Below are 18724 nucleotides of genomic sequence, written 5' to 3' on the forward strand. Positions count from 1 at the left end.
AACTCCCGCGCCGGTCTCATTCCCCGGCGCGGGCGAACTGCAGGGTCGTGGCCTGGACCGCGTCCGGCCTGACCGGCAGCGCGTTCACCACCAGGCGCTCGCCGTGGACGTCGGTGACCGCGATGGACCCGCCGCACCCGGCGCCGTTCTCGGAGAGGAAGTAGTTGTACTCGGCGCGTTTGAGCTGCCGCCACTGCCCGCCCGCCTGGACCTCCAGCCGGGCCACGGGGTTGCGGTGGTCGAGGACCTGGATCCCGCACCAGTACTGGCTCGAACCGGTCTTGTAGCGGATCGCGATGGTCTTGGACGTCTCCGGGCTGACGAGGGTCCAGGTGATCGGGATCTCGCCCTTCACCGGGGGTGCCAGCATGGCGAACGCCGCCGCGCTGAGGTCCAGTTGTCCTGGACGGCACGGCGCCGGGCAGAGGTTCGTGATCCGCACGGTGATGCTCTTCCCGCCGGCCTGGACCAGGACGTACGCGCCGCACGCGGCTGAGCCCTCGTAGTCGGACTCGTTCATCGCGGCGGTCAGCGGATCGGGGCCCGGATCGTACGAGCACGCGCCGCCGCCGTCAGAGTCGTAGAACGTCGCGACACCCTGGCGCGGCTCACCAGGCTTGATCTTCCCGGCCAGGGGAGCGCCGGCCGGGGTCGGCGCTGTCGTGGTGGTGGCCGGGACCGACGTGGTCGCCGCCGTGGTGGTCACCGGCGGGGAGGTCGCGGACGTGGTGGTCGCGGGCGCGACACTCGAGCCGGCCACGGGTGTGCCCGCGACGCCCTGAGGTTCACGCAGCACCACCACGCCGACGACCGCCACCAGTACAGCTAGCAGGACGAACAGCAGTGGGCGAGTGCGTCTCACCGCCGAACCATAGTCCGCTGCACCGCGATGAACACCAGCAGCAGCACACCGATCACGATCTTCGTCCACCACGAGCTGAGCGTGCCCTGGAACGAGATCAGCGTCTGGATCGTGCCGAGCACGAGCACCCCGGCCAGCCCGCCGAGCACGTACCCGACCCCGCCCGCCAGCAGCGTTCCGCCGATGACGACGGCCGCGATGGCGTCAAGCTCCATGCCGACGGCGTGCAGGCCGTAGCCGGACAGCATGTAGAGGCTGAACAGCAGACCGGCCAGCGACGAGCACAGGCCGCTGATGACGTAGACGCCCACCTTGACGCGGGTGGTCGGCAGGCCCATCAGCAGCGCGGACGACTCGCTGCCGCCGACCGCGTAGACCGTGCGGCCGAAGCGGGTGCGGTGCAGGACGTACATCGCCGCGGCGACGACCAGCAGCGCGATCACGACGTTGTAGGTGATGGTCACGCCGCCGGGCAGTTCGATCGCGGCGGTGGCGACGTCGCGGAACGTCCTGTCCTTGATGGACACCGACTCCACGCTGATCAGGAAGCACAGGCCGCGGGCGAGGAACATGCCGGCGAGCGTGACGATGAACGGCTGGATGTCGAACTTGTGGATCACCAGGCCCATCAGCAGGCCCAGCGTCGAGCCGGTGAGCAGGACGGCGATGATGACGAGCGGGACCGGCCACCCCGCCTGCAGACCCGACGCTGTGACCATTGTGGACAGTGCGACGACCGAGCCGACGGACAGGTCGATGCCGCCGCTGAGGATCACGAACGTCATGCCGGCGGCGAGCACGATCAGGAAGGCGTTGTCGATGAACAGGTTCGCGATCACCTGGCCGGACGCGAACCCGTCGTAGCGCGCCGAGCCGACACCGAACGCGAGGACGAACAGCGCGACGGTCGCGAGCACCGGCAGGAACCGCGTCGGCACCCGCGGGGCGAGAGTGGTCATGAGACGGCCACCTTCCGGAAGCTCAGTGCGGCGCGGGCCTTCGGCGCCTGGACCAGGCACACGGCGATGACGACGATCGCCTTGAAGACCAGCGTCACCTCCGGGGCGACGCCGATCGTGTAGACGGTGGTGGTGAGGGTCTGGATGATCAGCGCGCCGAGCAGCGTGCCGGCGAGCGAGTACCGCCCGCCCGCCAGCGAGGTGCCTCCGATGACGACGGCGAGGATCGCGTCCATCTCGATCCACAGACCGGCGTTGTTGGCGTCGGCCGCGCTCACGTTGGAACTGATCATCAGCCCGGCGATGCCCGCGCACACCGCGGCGAACACGTAGACGGTCCAGATGATCGTGCGGGACCGCACTCCGGCCAGCCGCGACGCCTCCGGGTTCACGCCGACGGCCTCGATCAGCATGCCGAGCGCGGTCCGCCGGGTCACGAACGCCACCAGCCCCAGCACCAGCAGGGCGATCAGGATCGAGATCGGCAGCACCACGAACCCGGCGCCGACCTGGCGGTAGGCGGTGTTGTTGACCGTGACGATCTGCCCCTCGGTCACCAGCATGGCCACGCCGCGTCCCGCGGTCATCAGCACCAGGGTCGCGATGATCGGCTGGATCCCCAGCCCCGCCACCAGGAACCCGTTCCACAGACCCAGCACCGCGCACAGCACCAGCGCGATCGCCATGCCCGCGAACGCCGTGGCGGCACTCCCGGACGTTCCGATGTGGACACACGTCACGGCGCCCGCGATGGCCGCCACCGCGCCGACCGAGAGGTCGATGCCGCGGGTGGCGATCACCAGCGTCATGCCGAGGGCGATCAGCAGGGTCGGGGCGCCGTTCTTCAGCACGTCGACCAGGCCGCCGTAGAGGTGGCCGTCCTGCATGCGCAACGCGAAGAAGGACGGCGTCACGATCAGGTTGAGCAGCAACAGCGCGACCAGTGCCAGCAGCGGCCACAGCAGCTTGTTCTTCATGAGGTCGCTCCTTCCGGCGCGGTCTCGCCTTGGTGGGTGCGTGCGGGGCTGCGGTCAGTTGATGCCTTCACGACACCACCTTCTCCGGCGTTGCCCCGCCCGCGATCAGTTCGACGACCTCGTCCACGCCGGTCACCGAACCGTCCAGCTCGGCGATCTTGCGCCGGTCGCGCAGCACGACGATGCGGTCCGCGATGCGCACGACCTCCTCGAGTTCCGCGGAGATGAACAGGATCGCGGTGCCCTCCGCGGCCAGCGCGGTGACGAGCTGCTGGATCTGGGCCTTCGCGCCGATGTCGATGCCCCTGGTCGGCTCGTCCAGGATCAGCAGCCGCGGTTCGGTGACGAGCCAGCGGGCCAGCAGGACCTTCTGCTGGTTGCCGCCGGACAGCGTGCGCACCAGCGCGTCCGGGTTGGCGGGCCGGATGTCCAGTGCCTTCAGGTACTTGTCGACGAGCTGGTCCTTGGTCTTGCGCGGCAGCGGCCGGGTCCAGCCGCGGGCCGCCTGCATCGCGAGCACCAGGTTGTCGCGGATCGACAGGTCCGCGACGAGGCCTTCGCCCTTGCGGTCCTCCGAGCTGAACGCGATGCCCGCCGCGATCGCGGACCGGGGGCCGCGCAGGCGCAGCGGCTTGCCGTCCACGAGCAGCCGGCCGGAGTCCGCGCGGTCGGCGCCGAAGAGCAGCCGGGCGAGTTCGGTGCGGCCCGACCCGAGCAGACCGGCGAGGCCGACGACCTGGCCCGCGCGGATCTCCAGGTCGAACGGTTCGATCGCGCCGCGCCTGCCCAGGCCCGTCGCCTCCACCAGCACCGGGCCCTGGGCCTGGCGCTCCTCGGCCGCGTGCTCGATCGCCTCCAGCGTGCCGAGGTCGCGCCCGATCATCTGCGCGATGAGCGTGCGCCGGTCCACGTCCGCGGTGAGATGCTCGCCGACGAGGGTTCCGTTGCGCAGCACCGTCATCCGGTCGGAGATCTCGTAGACCTGGTCGAGGAAGTGCGACACGAACAGGATCGCGACGCCCTCGTCGCGCAGCACGCGCATGATCCGGAACAGCTCGGCGACCTCGCCGGCGTCCAAACTGGACGTCGGTTCGTCGAGCACGAGCACGGTGCAGTCGACCGCGATCGCACGGGCGATGGCGACCAGCTGCTGCACCGCGATCGGGTGTTCGCCGAGACTCGACGCCGGGTCGATGTGCACGCCGATGCGCGCCAGCACCTCCGCGGCACGCCGCCGCATCGCCGGGAAGTCGATGCCGCCGAACCTGCGAGGTTCGCGGCCCAGCAGGATGTTCTCCGCGACCGTGAGGTTCGCGCAGAGGTTGACCTCCTGGTACACCGTGCTGATCCCGGCGTGCTGGGCCTCGCCGGGGGAGGAGAACGCCACGTCGTCGCCGGCCAGCACGACCTGCCCGGCGTCGGGGCGGTGCACGCCGGTCAAAGTCTTGATCAGGGTGGACTTCCCGGCGCCGTTCTCGCCCATGAGGGCGTGCACTTCACCGGGAAACAGCCGGAAGTCGACGTCCTGCAACGCCTTCACGCCGGGAAACGCGAGGCTGATGCCCCGCATCTCGACGACAGGTGGCGGTGACTCGGTCATGGGCCCTGGCTCTCGTCGTTCTGGCCGAGGGGCCCGCCACCCGATGCGCGGGAGTGACGGGCCCTACGGGTCTGGGATGACGGTACTTCCCTCTGGGAGGGAAGGCTCAGTACTGGCGCTGCGGGAGTGCGGCCTTGGCCTGCTCCTGCGTGAACGTGCCCTCTTCGGTCACGACCCGCTCCGGCACCTGCTCGCCCTTGACGACCTTCTTCGTGAGGTCCATCAACTGCTTGCCCAGCAACGGGTTGCACTCGACGATGAAGTTGATCTCGCCGTTGGCCAGCGCCTGCATGCCGTCCTTCACCGCGTCCACGGTGATGATCTTGATGTCCTTGCCGGGCACCTTGCCGGCAGCCTTGATCGCCTCGATCGCGCCCAGACCCATGTCGTCGTTGTGCGCGTACACCACGTCGATCTTCGGCTGGGACTTGAGGAACGCCTCCATGACCTGCTTGCCGCCGGACCGGGTGAAGTCACCGGACTGCGACGCGACGACCTTGATGTCGGGCTTGGCGGCGATCTTCTCCTCGAAGCCCGTCTTGCGGTCGATCGCGGGCGCGGCGCCGGTGGTGCCCTGCAGCTCCACCACGTTCGTCGGGCCGGAGGCGTTGGCCACCAGCCAGTCGCCGGCCTTGCGGCCCTCCTCGACGAAGTCGGATCCGAGGAACGTCTTGTACAGCGACGTGTCGTCGGAGTCGATCGAACGGTCGGTGAGGATCACGGGGATGTTGGCGCGCTTGGCTTCCAGCAGCACGGTGTCCCAGCCGGTCTCGACGACCGGGCTGAACGCGATCACCGACACCTTCTGCTGGATGTAGGAGCGGATCGCCTTGATCTGGTTCTCCTGCTTCTGCTGCGCGTCGGAGAACTTCAGGTCGATCCCGGCGGCCTTGGCCTCGTCCTGGATCGACTTGGTGTTGGCCGTGCGCCAGCCGCTCTCGGCACCCACCTGGGCGAAGCCCATCGTGATGGTGTCACCACCGGACGAGCCGGTGTTCGCACCACCTCCCGAACCGCACGCGGTGAGCGCGCTCAGCAGGACCACGCTGGCGACTGTCGTGATCTTCTTCAGCACTGGGGTTCCTCCGGGGTGACGACGGTGTCGCGGAGCTCGACCGCGTGTCCGCGGTTGTCAGGTGGACAAGAGTGAACGCTCACAACTGTCGCGTCAAGGGCTTGCTCGTAACGAGTTCGCAGCCCTATGTTAACGCTCACTTCCGAGCCTGGGGAGGAATCCCGTGCCCCGCAAGCACGTCCTGTTGAGCGCCGCTCTCGCGGCCAGCCTGCTGGTCGCCGTTCCCGGATCGGGAGCGGCCGCCGAAACCGACTACACGCTCAAGATCGACGCCACGAAGAAGGGCGTGTCGATCGACGACTCGATGTACGGCGTGTTCTTCGAGGACATCAACCGCGCCGCAGACGGCGGCCTGTACGCCGAGCTCGTGCAGAACCGCTCGTTCGAGTACGACCCCGCCGACAACGCGAGCTACCACGGCCTGACGTCGTGGGCGCCGCACAGCGGCACAGTGGACGTCGCCGACGACACCGGCCGGATGAACGAGCGCAACCGCCGCTACCTGAAGCTGGGCCTGCCCGCCGGGGTCATCAACTCCGGCTACAACAGCGGGATCGCGGTCCAGAGCGGCCAGCGCTACGACTTCTCCGTCTGGGCGCGCACCGACCAGGCGAGCACCGCGCTGACCGCCGTCGTCACCGACCCCGCCGGAACCCCGCTGGGCGACCCGGTGAAGATCCAGGTCCGCGGCGACGGCTGGGCCCGCTACACCGGCACCGTCCGCGCGCAGAAGACCTCGACGACCGGCAGGCTGCTCGTCACCGGTGGCGGCACCGGAACCCTGCGCCTCGACATGATCTCGCTGCTGCCGCAGGACACCTTCAAGGGCCACGGCCTGCGGCGCGACCTCGCCGAGAAGATCGCCGCGCTCAAGCCGGGCTTCGTCCGGTTCCCCGGCGGCTGCCTGGTCAACACCGGCAGCCACTACGGCTACGACGCGCCGAATTTCGAGCGCCGCCGCTCGTACCAGTGGAAGGACACCATCGGCCCGGTCGAGCAGCGCGCCACCAACTCGAACTTCTGGGGCTACAACCAGTCCTACGGTCTCGGCTACTTCGAGTACTTCCAGTTCTCCGAGGACGTCGGCGCCATGCCGCTGCCCGTCGTGCCCGCGCTGGTCACCGGCTGCGGCCAGAACCGCGTCACGGACGACCCGGCGCTGCTGGCCAGGCACGTCCAGGACACGCTCGACCTGATCGAGTTCGCGAACGGCCCCGCCGACTCCACCTGGGGGCGCAAGCGCGCCGAGATGGGGCACCCCAAGCCGTTCAGGCTGACCCACCTCGCGGTCGGCAACGAGGAGAACCTGCCCGACGAGTTCATGGCCCGCTTCACGAAGTTCCGCGACGCCATCAACGCGAAGTACCCGGACATCACCGTCGTCAGCAACTCCGGCCCCGACGACACCGGCGGCACGTTCGACCGCCTGTGGCAGCTGAACAAGCAGGCCGGCGTGAAGATGATCGACGAGCACTACTACAACAGCCCGAGCTGGTTCCTGGAGAACAACAACCGCTACGACTCCTACGACCGCAACGGTCCCAAGGTGTTCCTCGGCGAGTACGCCTCGCAGGACAACAGGTACTTCAACGCGCTGAGCGAAGCGGCGTTCATGACCGGCCTCGAACGCAACGCCGACGTCGTGAAGCTCGCCTCGTACGCGCCGTTGCTGTCCAACGAGGACTACGTCCAATGGCGTCCGGACATGATCTGGTTCAACAACCACGCGTCGTGGGGCTCGGCCAGCTACGAGATGCAGAAGCTCTTCATGACCAACGTGGGCGACCACGTCGTGCCGAGCACCGCGTCCGCCACGCCGTCCGCCCAGGCACCCATCACCGGCGCGATCGGGCTGTCCACCTGGGCGACCGCCGCCGCGTACGACGATGTGAACGTCACCAGCGCGGCCGGTCAGGCGTTGTTCGGCGACGACTTCTCCGGTACCGACGCGCAGTGGACGAAGTCGGGCCGTGGCGCGTGGAACGTCGTGAACGGCGCCTACGTCCAGTCCGACGCGGCCGCCGAGGACACGCTGGTCACGGCAGGGGATAAGTCGTGGCGTGACTACACGCTGAACCTCAAGGCCACCAAGCAGTCCGGGCGCGAGGGCTTCCTCGTCGCGTTCGGCGTGCAGGACACCGGCAACTACTACTGGTGGAACCTCGGCGGCTGGAACAACACCCAGTCCGCGGTGGAGAAGGCCGTCGGTGGCGCCAAGAGCACGTTGATGACCAACGGCACCCGCATCGACACCGGCCGCACGTACGACGTGCGTGTCGAGGTCCGCGGCCGCCACGTCGCGTTGTTCCTCGACGGCCAGAAGTGGGGCGAGTTCACCGACGACAAGGTCGCCGAGCCGTTCCGCCAGGTCGTCACCCGCGACCTCGCCACCGGTGAGCTGATCGTCAAGGTGGTCAACGCCCAGGACAACGCCGCCCGCACGCGCGTCGACCTCGGCGTCCCGGTGGCGTCGACGGCGCGGGCGACCGTGCTGCAGGGCCGTCCCGACGACATGAACACCGAGTTCGCCCAGCCGATCCGCCCCCGTGCCGAACAGGTCCGGGTGGCGAGCAGCTTCACGCACACGTTCCCGCCGAACTCCGTCACGTTCCTCCGGATCAGGAGCCGCTCGTGATCACCCGACGATCTCTGCTGGCCACGGGCGGTGTGCTCGCCGCGACCGGGGCACTCGCCTCCGCCGCGCCCGTCGCCACCGCCGCCGAACCCGCCGCGGAGGTGCCGACCCGCAACCCGCTCGTCGAGCAGCGCGCCGACCCGTTCATCACGCCGCCGACCGACGGCATGTACTACCTGACCGGGTCCGTGCCCGAGTACGACCGGATCGTGATCCGCGGCGCGTCCACTCTGGACGGTCTGGCCGCCGCCCGTGAGCGCACCATCTGGCGGCGTCCTACGTCCGGCAAAATGGGTGGCTACATCTGGGCGCCGGAACTGCACCGCATCGACGGGAAGTGGTACGTCTACTTCGCCGCCGGCGACAAGGACGAACCGTTCCGCATTCGCACCTACGTGCTGGAGTCGCCGAATGCGGACCCCCGCGAGGGCGGCTGGGTGCTGCGCGGGCAGATGATGACGGCGTGGGACACGTTCACACTGGACGCGACCACCTTCGCGCACCGCGGCAAGCGCTACTTCCTGTGGGCGCAGAGCGAACCGGGCATCGCCACCAACACGAACCTCTACATCGCCGAGATGGCCTCGCCGCTCGCGCTGAAGACCGCGCCGGTGCGCATCGCGACGCCGACGCTGCCGTGGGAGGTGCAGGGCTTCAAGGTGAACGAGGGGCCCGCGGTGCTGATCCGCAACGGCCGGGTGTTCGTGACGTTCTCCGCGAGCGCCACCGACGCCCGTTACTGCATGGGCCTGCTGACCGCCGATGAGAACGCGAACCTGCTGGACGCGCGGTCGTGGACGAAGTCGCCGAACCCGGTGTTCGCGACTCATGTGCCGACGTCGCAGTACGGGCCGGGGCACAACTCGTTCACCACGGTCGGTTCCACCGACGTGCTCGTCTACCACGCCCGCGACTACCGCGACATCACCGGCGACCCGCTGTTCGACCCGAACCGGCACACCCGCGTGCAGAAGCTGCACTGGAACGCGGACGGCACGCCTTCGTTCGGCGTTCCCGTCGGCCGTGGCGGGCCGGTCGTGCGGCTGTCGCCTTTGGACGCGCCCTCGCTGGTGGTGCGGCACTACGAGTACCGGCTGCGGGTCGACGGCAACGTCCGCGACGTCGGCGACAGCCAGTTCCGTTTCGTACCGGGATTCCTGGGCGCAGGCACGGTCGCGGTGCAGTCGGTGAACTTCCCGGACCGGTACGTGCGGGTGGACGGGGACGTGATCCGCATCGACCCGTTCGAGGACACCGACGTGTACGGCCGCGCGGCGAGTTTCGTTCGTGTGCCGGGACTTGCGGACGGTGGCGCGGTGTCGCTGCGTGCCGGGGCGGACACGTATCTCGCCCACGACAACGGTCGCGTGGTGTTGTCCAGACCAGGAAGCGCCCGCGACGCGCGCCGACGTGCCACATTCCGTCTCGAATAAGTGGACAATGAGCACTGCATCGAAGCCGACCTGGTGTTATCGCTAACATCACCGGCGCAGATCGAAGATCGGAGACCGCTCGTGGAGAAGACGTCGCGTGACCCCGCGATGACCGATGTGGCACGACTTGCCGGGGTGTCGCACCAGACGGTCTCGCGTGTGCTCAACAACCACCCGAACGTCCGCGAGCAGACCCGGCTGCGGGTGAAGGCGGCCATCAAGGAGCTCGACTACCGGCCCAACCGGGCGGCCCGCGCGCTCGTCACCGGCAAGACGCAGCTCATCGGCGTGGTCGCGCAGAACTCGACGCTGTACGGCCCGGCCTCGTTGCTGTCCGCCTTCGAGGAGGCGGCGGGCGAGGCCGGGTTCGCGGTCAGCGTCGGCAGGGTGAAGGTGCTCGACCGCGACTCCATCGCCGCCGCCGTCGAACGGCACCGGGACCAGCGCGTGGCCGGCATCGTGGTGATCGCGCCGAACTCGTCGGCGGCCGACGCCCTGGCCGACGTGCCCGCGGGCGTGCCGCTGGTGACCGTGGACGGCGACCCCGACAGGTCGACGCCGCTGGTCACCGTCGACCAGGCCAAGGGCGCGTTCGAGGCCACGAAGCACCTGATCGACGCGGGCCACGAGACGGTCTGGCACGTGTCCGGCCCCGCCGACTGGTTCGACGCGGCGGGCCGCGTGGAGGGCTGGCGCGCGGCACTCGACGCCACCAGCGCCGAGGTACCGCCGGTCGTGGCGGCCGACTGGAGCGCGGCGTCGGGCTACCGGGCAGGCCAGATGCTGGCCAGGATGCCGGAGGTGACGGCCGTGTTCTGCTCGAACGACCACCTCGCCCTCGGCGTGCTGCGGGCGATGAGCGAACGCGGCAGGAACGTCCCGCACGACGTGAGCGTCGTGGGCTTCGACGACGTGCCCGAGGCCGCCTACTTCATCCCGCCGCTCACCACCGTGCGCCCGGACTTCGCCGCGGTGGCGCACGAGACGCTCGGCCTGCTGCTGGAACAGATCAGCGACGGCGAGACCACCCGGCCGCGCCGGACGGTCGCGCCGATGCTGGTGAAGCGCAACAGCGTGGCCCCGCCGCCCCGCTAGTCCCGCGCCGCCGGCTTCGGCGGCGTGCATCCCTGTCTTCAGGGATGCACGGGGAACGTTCGTGCTTCGGCGTGGGTCTCCGCGTGGCATTCAGGTGTTGGCGGCTTCGACGGTTCGTGCGGGCTGTCGTCGAGGGCGCGGGGGATCGTTCGCGCTTCGGAGTGTGCTCCCCACGTGGCGTTGGGACGCTGGCGGTCCCCAGTTGCACGCGGGAAGCGGCTGCGGCCGGGGCTGGACGGGGCCCGGCCCGTACCGGTACTGACGCGGGCCTGTTTGTCGTGCGCTCACGTCTCTGCGCATTTCCCTCGCTCGCAGGGAAATCACGATGTATCGGGCACATCTTGACTCCCTGATTGTTAGCGATAACACTCAGGTCGTGACTGACATGACGATCGACCGCGACGCGTGCGTGGTGGGTGTCGACTTCGGCACGCTGTCCGGCCGCGCCGTGGTCGTGCGCGTCCGCGACGGCGCGGAGCTCGGCACCGCTGTGCACGAGTACCGCCACGGAGTGGCGGACCAGGTGCTGCCCGCGACCGGCCGGCCGCTGCCGCCGGAGTGGGCGCTGCAGGTCCCGGCCGACTACCTCGACGTCCTGCGCACCGCCGTCCCGCAGGCGGTCGAGGCGGCCGGGATCTCCGCAGAGCAGGTGATCGGCATCGGGACCGACTTCACCGCCTGCACGATGGTGCCGGTCACGGCGGACGGCACACCGTTGTGCGAGCTGCCGGAGTTCGCGGAGAACCCGCACGCCTACGTGAAGCTCTGGCGCCACCACGCCGCCCAGCCGCAGGCCGACCGCATCAACGAGCTGGCCCGGCAGCGCAAGGAGCCGTGGCTCGCGCGGTACGGCGGCCTGATCTCCTCGGAGTGGGAGTTCGCGAAGGGCCTGCAGGTGCTGGAGGAGGCGCCCGAGGTCTACGCGGCGATGGCGAGGTGGGTCGAGGCCGCGGACTGGATCATCTGGCAGCTCACCGGCACCTACACGCGCAACGCCTGCACCGCCGGCTACAAGGGCATCCACCAGGACGGCCAGTATCCGGGCGAGGACTTCCTCAAGGAGCTCAACCCCGGGTTCGAGACGTTCGTCGCCGACAAGCTCGACCACCCGCTGTCCGCGCTCGGCGACCGGGCCGGCGAGCTGACCGCGCAGGCCTCCGAGTGGACCGGGCTGCCCCAGGGCATCGCGGTGGCGGTCGGCAACGTCGACGCGCACGTCACGGCGCCCGCCGCGCAGGCCGTCGGCCCCGGCCAGATGGTCGCGATCATGGGCACCTCCACCTGCCACGTGATGAGCGGCGAGGTGCAACGCGAGGTGCCGGGCATGTGCGGCGTCGTCGACGGCGGCATCGTGCCGGGGCTGTGGGGTTACGAGGCCGGGCAGAGCGGTGTCGGCGACATCTTCGCGTGGTTCCTGCGCAACCAGGTGCCGCCCGCCTATCACGATCAGGCGAGCGAACGCGGCATCACGGTCCACGAACTGCTCACCGAACTGGCGGCCGACCAGGGAGTGGGCGAGCACGGGCTCGTCGCACTCGACTGGCACAGCGGCAACAGGTCCGTGCTGGTCGACCACGAACTCTCCGGTGTGATCGTCGGTCAGACCCTCGCCACCAAGGCGGAGGACGTCTACCGCGCACTGCTGGAGGCCACGGCGTTCGGCACGCGCGTCATCATCGACACCTTCACCGACGCGGGCGTGCCGGTCACCGAGCTCGTGATCGCCGGCGGGTTGGTCAAGAACACGCTGATGATGCAGATCTACGCCGATGTCGTGAACCTGCCGCTGTCGGTGAGCGGCTCGGCGCAGGCTCCCGCGCTCGGCTCCGCGATGCACGCGGCGGTGGCGGCGGGCGCGTACCAGGACATCCGCGCGGCCGCGGCCGAGATGGGATCGGTGCGCCGCAACGTCTTCACGCCCGTGCCGGAGAACGTCGAGGCGTACGAACGACTTTTCCACGACTACCTGGAGCTGCACGACTACTTCGGCCGCGGTGCCAACGATGTCATGCACCGGCTGCGCGAGTACCGCCGCGCAGCCCTGGAGGGGAAGAGCTGATGTCCGCAACGGCAGAACTCCGCCGCACGGTCGCCGAACTGCATCGCGAACTGACCCGCTACGAGCTGGTGTGCTGGACGGCGGGCAACATCTCGGCGCGGGTGCCCGACGAGGACCTGATGGTGATCAAGCCGTCCGGGGTGTCCTACGACGAACTGGGTCCGGACGCGATGGTCGTGACGGACCTGCACGGCACCCTCGTCGAGGGCGAGCTCGCGCCGTCCTCCGACACCGCGGCGCACGCGTACGTATACCGGCACATGCCCCACGTCGGCGGTGTCGTGCACACGCATTCTCCTTACGCGACAGCGTGGGCGGCACGCGGTGAGCCCATCCCGTGCGTGCTCACCATGATCGCGGACGAGTTCGGCGGCGACATCCCGGTCGGGCCGTTCGCGTTGATCGGCGACGACTCGATCGGCAAGGGGATCGTGGACACCCTCAGCGCCAGCAGGTCTCCCGCCGTGCTGATGCGCAACCACGGCCCGTTCACCATCGGCGCGACCGCCCGCGCCGCCGTGAAAGCCGCGGTGCTGGTGGAAGACGTCGCCCGCACCGTCCACTTCGCACTCCAGCTCGGCAAGCCCGACGTGATCGAGCAGGAACACGTCGACCGGCTCTACGAGCGCTACCAGAACGTTTACGGCCAGTGAGCCCAGAAGGAGAGCACATGCCGGACAAGCCCCAGATCTGGTTCCTCACCGGCAGCCAGCACCTCTACGGCCCCGAGACACTCGACCAGGTCGCGGCCCAGTCCCAGCAGATCCAGCGGATGCTCGGCGAGTCCGGCCGGATCAGCGCGGAGATCGTGTGGAAGCCGGTGCTCACCGACTCCGGCGCCATCCGGGCGATCATGCAGGAGGCGAACAACGACCCGTCGTGCGTCGGCGTGATCGCGTGGATGCACACGTTCTCACCGGCGAAGATGTGGATCACCGGGCTGGACCTGCTGCGCAAACCGTTGCTGCACCTGCACACGCAGCTCAACGAGGCGCTGCCGTGGTCCACCATCGACATGGACTTCATGAACCTCAACCAGGCCGCGCACGGCGACCGCGAGTTCGCCTACGTGCAGACCCGGATCGGGGTGGCCCGCAAGACGGTCGCCGGGCACGCGAGTGACCCGGTGGTGGCCGAGCGGATCGACGGCTGGGCCCGCGCCGCCGCCGGTCGCGCGCACCTGCGCGGCCTGAAGCTGGCCCGGTTCGGCGACAACATGCGCGACGTCGCCGTGACCGAGGGCGACAAGGTCGAGGCGGAGCTGCGGTTCGGCGTCTCGGTCAACACCTACGGCGTCAACGATCTCGTCGAAGTGGTCGACGCGGTGCCCGACGCCGGCATCGACCTGCTCGTCGCCGACTACGCCGAGACCTACCGGCTCGCACCGGAGCTGGCGCGCGGCGGAGAGCGGCACGACTCGCTGCGCTACGCGGCCCGCATCGAGATCGGTCTGCGGTCCTTCTTGGACGAAGGCGGGTTCGGCGCGTTCACCACGAACTTCCAGGACCTCGGCGGGTTGCGGCAGCTGCCGGGCCTTGCCGTGCAACGCCTGATGGCGGACGGCTACGGCTTCGGCGGCGAGGGCGACTGGAAGACCTCCGCACTGCTCGCGGCCGTGAAGGCCATGGGCACCGGCACCGGCCGCGGCACGTCGTTCATGGAGGACTACACCTACCACTTCGGGCCGGGCACGCCGAAGATCCTCGGCGCGCACATGCTGGAGGTGTGCCCGACGATCGCCGCGGCCCAGCCGTCCTGCGAGGTCCACCCGCTGGGCATCGGCGACCGGGAGGACCCGGTGCGGCTGGTGTTCGACGCGGCGCCCGGCCCCGCCGTGGTGGTCGGCCTGGCCGACATGGGTGACCGGTTCCGCCTGGTGGCCAACGAGGTCACGGTGGTCCCGCCGGACGAGCCGCTGCCGAAGCTGCCGGTCGCACGGGCCGTGTGGCAGCCGGCGCCGTCGCTGTCGACGTCAGCGGAGTGCTGGCTCACCGCGGGCGGCCCGCACCACACGGTGATGACCCAGGCGGTCGGGGCCGAGGTGCTGCGGGACTTCGCGCAGATGGCCGCCACGGAGCTCGTGCTGATCGACTCCGCGACGACCCCGGCCTCGTTCACCGACCGGCTGCGCTGGAACTCCGCCTACCACCGCCTGGCGCTGGGAATCAGCTGACGCGCGTGGAACTCGGCGATCTGCCGCCACATCGCGACGGGGTTGGAGTACATGGGGAGATGCCCGCTGTGCGGGATCTCCGCGAGCTCCACCCCGTTCGCGTCGAGGATCGGCAGATAGGACAGACCGGCGCACTGCTCGCCGTAGAGGTACATCTTCGGACAGGGCAGTGACAGGAACTTCTGCAGCAGGTTCCCGTGGTCGGCGAGCTCGACCATCGACCGGAAGAGGGTGGGCACGGCACCGCGCTGGACCTTGATCGGGAGGTTCGCCGCGTACAGGCCGCCGCCGTAACAGGGGGTCTCCCGGCTGCGTTCCGCGAGCCTGAAGAGGTAGTCACCGGGATCGCGGTGGTTCAGCGCCTCCCTGCTCAGCACGCAGTCCTCGGGTGCGAGCACACCCTTGATGTTCACGAAGCTCAGCACCCGGCCCGGCTCCTGGTGAGCCAGGAGAAGCGCCGCGAGTGCTCCCGTCAGGTGTCCGACCACGTGGAACCGGCCGATGCCCGCGCGGTCGAGCATCGCCCGCGCGGTCTCCGCCAGGAACGGCACGTCGACCTCGCCCAGGCCGGAGCACTCCGTGGCGCCCGAACCGGGCGCGTCGTAGGCGAGGAACGGACGCCCGGCGAACTCGTGCCGTTGGAGGACGTCCAGATAGTCCTCCTTGCTCGTGCCGAACCCGTGCAGGAAGACGACGGGCGCATCGACGCCCGCGCGACGCACCGACGCGACCTTGAGGTTCACCCCGTGGATGCGCAACGGGATCTGCTCGTGGACGACTCTGTCTGCCGATGGCATGGCTGTTCCCCGGTTCTTCGCAGGTGCGGTGCTGCGGAATGAACCGTGAGCATGCCAGCAGCTGTGAACGCTCACAAGTGGTTGAACTTTTTGCTTTCCCGGTCCGTATCCCGTTGTGCCGGCACAAAACGTCCCCTAGTCGTGAGGTTCGAATATGTCGAGAGCGCATGCACGACCCCAGCGGAGCAAGCGGGTGCTCGTGGCCGGAGTCGCCGTCGCCGCAACGCTGACGGCGGTGACCGCGGCCGTCGCCTTCGCGGGCGGGGAGACCACCACCGGCTCGATCGCGTGTCCGCAGCCCGTCGTCCCGGCGGTGCCGGCCGCGGCGCAGGCAGAGGTCCAGCGAGAACTCGCCAACCTCGACAAGCAGATCGCGGAGGCGAACAACAGGCTGCGCACGTCGGCCGGTGAAGGCGGGCCGAACTTCGTGCAGAACGCGATTCTCGGCCCGCTGGCGAGCAAGCGGGTCGCGGCGCTGAACCGCATCGAGACGGCCATCGGCCGGGTCGCCGCGAAGCCAGAGGGTCTGGAAAGGTTCGCTACCTGCGGACTTGGTCAGGCACCCGCCGTGTCCGCGCCGCCGACGACGTCACAGCCGGCGTCGACGGGCACGAACACCGGTACGGGTACAGCGGCCGGGCAGGTGATCGAGTGCCCGCTGCCGGTGGTGCAGAACGTCCCCGCCGCCGCGCGTGCCGAGGTCGACCGCGAACTCGCCAACCTGGGCAAGCAGCTGGCCGAGTCGAACGAGAGGCTGCGCACGTCGGCCGGTCAGGGCGGGCCGAACTTCGTGCAGAACGCGATCCTGGGTCCGTTGGCCGGCAAGCGCGCCTCAGCGCTGGACCGCATCGCGATCGCCATCGGCCGCGTGGGGGCGCGGCCTCAGGGACTGGAACGTTTCGCCACCTGCTCGCTCAAGTAACTCTCCTCGGGGTTCGAGCGTGCGGGCCCGTCTCCTCGGGGGCGAGCGTTCCAAGGGGACCTGCCGGACGGACGCGCCTCCGTCCGGCAGGACCTTGACGCGCGAGTAGGTTCTCGATAGATGTTAGCGTGAACATCGCGCGTTCAACGGAGAACCGATGACCAGACTTCTTGCTCTGCTTGCCGTTTCGGTGCTGTCACTGTCCACCGCGGCCCCTGCGACGGCCGCCGTGGAAGCCGTCACGGTGAGACCGGATCCGACCTACCAGCAGGAGCCGTTCCAGGGCTGGGGCACGAGCCTGGTGTGGTTCGCCAACGCCACGGGTGGTTATCCGGACGAGATCCGCAACCAGCTGGCGGAGCTGCTGTTCGGTGAGGACGGACTGAACCTCAACATCGCGCGGTACAACATCGGCGGTGGCAACGCCCCGGACGTGCCGCAGTACCTGCGAGCGGGTGCCGCGGTCCCGGGGTGGTGGAAGGCGCCGGCCGGTACCACCCGCACGGACACCGACTGGTGGAAGCCGGGCGACCCGCGTTTCTTCGACGCCGCCGCGGATCCCCGTCAGCGGTGGTGGGTCGACCGGATCAAGCAGGACGTGACCCGGTGGGAGTCGTTCAGCAACTCGCCGCCGTGGTTCCAGACCGTCAGCGGGTACGTGTCCGGCGGCTTCGACGCGAACGCGGATCAGCTGCGGGAGGACCGGATCGGAGACTTCGCCGCCTACCTCGCCCAGGCCACCGCGGAACTGGAACGGGCCCACGGCATCAAGTTCGCCACGGTCGACCCGTTCAACGAGCCCAACACCTCCTACTGGCGCACGACGCTCGGCCCTGACGGCAACCCGACAGGCGGGCGGCAGGAAGGCGCCCACATCGGGCCCGCCCTGCAGGCGAAGGTCGTGCCCGCGATGGCGCAGGCCTTGCGCGCCAACAGGCTGAAGGCCACCGTGTCCGCGCCGGACGAGACCAACCCCGGCATCTTCGCCGACGACTGGGCGGGCTATCCCGCCGCGACGCGCGCACAGGTCAGCCAGCTGAACGTGCACACCTACGGCACGGCGCGCCGCACGTCCGCCCGCGACATCGCCAAGGGCGCGGGCAAGCCGTTGTGGATGAGCGAGGTCGACGGGCACTGGGGCTCCGGCCAGAGCTTCACCAGCATGGAGCCCGGTCTCGGCATCGCGGAGCGCGTGATCGACGACCTGCGCGAGCTGGAACCGCGTGCGTGGCTGCTGTGGCAGGCGGTCGAGGACTACAACAACATGACGCCCGGCGCCGAGTCCCCGGACGGCATGAACTGGGGCGTGATCCAGATCCCGTTCAACTGCGGGGCCCAGGACACGCTCGCGACGTGCCCGGCACGCGTCAACACGAAGTTCCACGCGCTGCGCAACTTCACGCACTTCGTCAAGCCCGGTGACCGCCTGGTGAAGGTCAACACCACGACCGACGTGGCGGCGGTGCGCAACACCGAGCTGAAGTCGTTGGTGCACCTCAACAAGAGCGATCAGGCGCAGTCCGTGACGCTGGACCTGTCGGCGTTCGCGACTGTGCGGCAGAACGCGTCCGTCCGTCCGGTCGTGACGGACCAGTACGGCGCGTTGATGAAGGGCGCCGCTGTGCGGGTCAAGGACCGCAAGGCAACGCTGTCCGTGCCGGCGAAGTCGGTCGTCACGTTCGAGGTGAGCGGTGTCAGCGGCGTGAACCGCGAGGCGGCTCTGGGCGGGCAGTACCGGCTCACCGGGGTGCAGAGCGGCAAGTCCCTTGCTCCGTCGGGTACCTCGCTCGTCCAGCGCACCACCAACGCGACCGCGGCCGACCAGGTGTGGCGGGTGGAACGCCGATCCGGCGGCTACGACAACCGCGCGCAGTTCTCCGTCGTCAACGCCGCCACGGGCCAGCGGATCGCGGCGGCCGGCGGGAACGTCGTGCTGACCTCGTCCGACAGCCCGGCCGCGAGATGGGTGCTCTCGTCCACCGGGGACGGCACGTGGACTTTCGTCAACCAGGAGAACGGAAGTCTGCTCGACGTCGCCGGTGAGTCGCGTGAGGACGGAGCCAGAATTGGTTTGTACCAAGCGACTTCCGGCGCCAATCAGCGTTGGTCGATGACGGCCGTTCCGCGCAGGTAGTCC

General features: G+C 69.3%; 14 protein-coding genes. 8 read left to right on the top strand and 6 right to left on the bottom strand.

The window, feature by feature from the left end:
• Positions 1 to 16: 16 nt before the first annotated feature.
• The 5 genes from OG205_RS03560 to OG205_RS03580 all read right to left on the bottom strand — a co-directional run bounded on the left by OG205_RS03560 (position 17) and on the right by OG205_RS03580 (position 5473).
• Complete coding sequence (locus tag OG205_RS03560; protein ID WP_330274787.1) at positions 17 to 862, bottom strand: expansin EXLX1 family cellulose-binding protein; 846 nt, start codon at positions 860 to 862, stop codon at positions 17 to 19.
• Positions 859 to 1821 (bottom strand): galactofuranose ABC transporter, permease protein YjfF, encoded by a 963-nt coding sequence (gene yjfF, locus OG205_RS03565; RefSeq protein ID WP_330274788.1) that lies wholly within the window; start codon positions 1819 to 1821, stop codon positions 859 to 861. Before yjfF ends, OG205_RS03560 begins: the two co-directional genes overlap by 4 nt.
• Positions 1818 to 2798, bottom strand: a complete 981-nt coding sequence (locus OG205_RS03570; RefSeq protein ID WP_330274789.1) for an ABC transporter permease — start codon at positions 2796 to 2798, stop codon at positions 1818 to 1820. Before OG205_RS03570 ends, yjfF begins: the two co-directional genes overlap by 4 nt.
• A 67-nt stretch (positions 2799 to 2865) precedes the next feature.
• Positions 2866 to 4398, bottom strand: a complete 1533-nt coding sequence (locus OG205_RS03575; RefSeq protein WP_330274790.1) for a sugar ABC transporter ATP-binding protein — start codon at positions 4396 to 4398, stop codon at positions 2866 to 2868.
• Between the two features lie 106 nt (positions 4399 to 4504).
• Complete coding sequence (locus tag OG205_RS03580) at positions 4505 to 5473, bottom strand: ABC transporter substrate-binding protein (protein WP_330274791.1); 969 nt, start codon at positions 5471 to 5473, stop codon at positions 4505 to 4507.
• 163 nt (positions 5474 to 5636) lie between these two features.
• Here OG205_RS03580 and OG205_RS03585 point away from each other — a divergent pair, with 163 nt between their 5' ends.
• From OG205_RS03585 to araA, 6 genes are all read left to right on the top strand, one after another.
• The gene (locus OG205_RS03585) at positions 5637 to 8108 is read left to right on the top strand and encodes an alpha-L-arabinofuranosidase C-terminal domain-containing protein (RefSeq protein ID WP_330274792.1); all 2472 of its coding nucleotides are present in this window, start codon (positions 5637 to 5639) and stop codon (positions 8106 to 8108) included.
• A complete protein-coding gene (locus OG205_RS03590; protein WP_330274793.1) occupies positions 8105 to 9541 on the top strand; it encodes a family 43 glycosylhydrolase in 1437 nt (478 codons plus the stop codon). The genes OG205_RS03585 and OG205_RS03590 overlap by 4 nt, the downstream gene beginning before the upstream one ends.
• Before the next feature lie 108 nt (positions 9542 to 9649).
• A complete protein-coding gene (locus tag OG205_RS03595; RefSeq protein ID WP_442916802.1) occupies positions 9650 to 10636 on the top strand; it encodes a LacI family DNA-binding transcriptional regulator in 987 nt (328 codons plus the stop codon).
• Between the two features lie 385 nt (positions 10637 to 11021).
• Positions 11022 to 12695, top strand: coding sequence for a ribulokinase (gene araB / locus OG205_RS03600; protein ID WP_330278089.1), 1674 nt, complete (start codon positions 11022 to 11024; stop codon positions 12693 to 12695).
• Positions 12695 to 13348, top strand: a complete 654-nt coding sequence (locus tag OG205_RS03605; protein WP_330274795.1) for an L-ribulose-5-phosphate 4-epimerase — start codon at positions 12695 to 12697, stop codon at positions 13346 to 13348. The genes araB and OG205_RS03605 overlap by 1 nt, the downstream gene beginning before the upstream one ends.
• A gap of 17 nt (positions 13349 to 13365) precedes the next feature.
• Entirely contained in the window at positions 13366 to 14868 is a 1503-nt protein-coding gene (gene araA / locus OG205_RS03610) for an L-arabinose isomerase (protein WP_330274796.1), read from the top strand.
• Here araA and OG205_RS03615 read toward each other — a convergent pair.
• Positions 14838 to 15665 carry an alpha/beta fold hydrolase gene (locus OG205_RS03615; RefSeq protein ID WP_330274797.1) on the bottom strand — a complete coding sequence of 276 codons (828 nt, stop codon included), beginning with the start codon at positions 15663 to 15665 and terminating at the stop codon, positions 14838 to 14840. The two genes, araA and OG205_RS03615, sit on opposite strands and share 31 nt — an antisense overlap.
• A 154-nt stretch (positions 15666 to 15819) precedes the next feature.
• Here OG205_RS03615 and OG205_RS03620 point away from each other — a divergent pair, with 154 nt between their 5' ends.
• The gene (locus tag OG205_RS03620; protein WP_330274798.1) at positions 15820 to 16587 is read left to right on the top strand and encodes a hypothetical protein; all 768 of its coding nucleotides are present in this window, start codon (positions 15820 to 15822) and stop codon (positions 16585 to 16587) included.
• Between the two features lie 157 nt (positions 16588 to 16744).
• The gene (locus OG205_RS03625) at positions 16745 to 18721 is read left to right on the top strand and encodes an RICIN domain-containing protein (protein ID WP_330274799.1); all 1977 of its coding nucleotides are present in this window, start codon (positions 16745 to 16747) and stop codon (positions 18719 to 18721) included.
• Positions 18722 to 18724 lie beyond the last annotated feature (3 nt).

It is taken from the genome of Lentzea sp. NBC_00516 (assembly GCF_036346835.1).
GTDB lineage: Bacteria > Actinomycetota > Actinomycetes > Mycobacteriales > Pseudonocardiaceae > Lentzea > Lentzea sokolovensis.

Excerpts from the sequence above, each read along its gene's own strand:
- OG205_RS03615 (WP_330274797.1), bottom strand. The coding sequence starts at position 15,665 with ATGCCATCGGCAGACAGAGTCGTCCACGAGCAGATCCCGTTGCGCATC.
- OG205_RS03625 (WP_330274799.1), top strand. The coding sequence starts at position 16,745 with ATGACCAGACTTCTTGCTCTGCTTGCCGTTTCGGTGCTGTCACTGTCC.
- araB (WP_330278089.1), top strand. The coding sequence starts at position 11,022 with ATGACGATCGACCGCGACGCGTGCGTGGTGGGTGTCGACTTCGGCACG.
- OG205_RS03605 (WP_330274795.1), top strand. The coding sequence starts at position 12,695 with ATGTCCGCAACGGCAGAACTCCGCCGCACGGTCGCCGAACTGCATCGC.
- yjfF (WP_330274788.1), bottom strand. The coding sequence starts at position 1,821 with ATGACCACTCTCGCCCCGCGGGTGCCGACGCGGTTCCTGCCGGTGCTC.
- OG205_RS03620 (WP_330274798.1), top strand. The coding sequence starts at position 15,820 with ATGTCGAGAGCGCATGCACGACCCCAGCGGAGCAAGCGGGTGCTCGTG.
- araA (WP_330274796.1), top strand. The coding sequence starts at position 13,366 with ATGCCGGACAAGCCCCAGATCTGGTTCCTCACCGGCAGCCAGCACCTC.
- OG205_RS03595 (WP_442916802.1), top strand. The coding sequence starts at position 9,650 with ATGACCGATGTGGCACGACTTGCCGGGGTGTCGCACCAGACGGTCTCG.
- OG205_RS03575 (WP_330274790.1), bottom strand. The coding sequence starts at position 4,398 with ATGACCGAGTCACCGCCACCTGTCGTCGAGATGCGGGGCATCAGCCTC.
- OG205_RS03570 (WP_330274789.1), bottom strand. The coding sequence starts at position 2,798 with ATGAAGAACAAGCTGCTGTGGCCGCTGCTGGCACTGGTCGCGCTGTTG.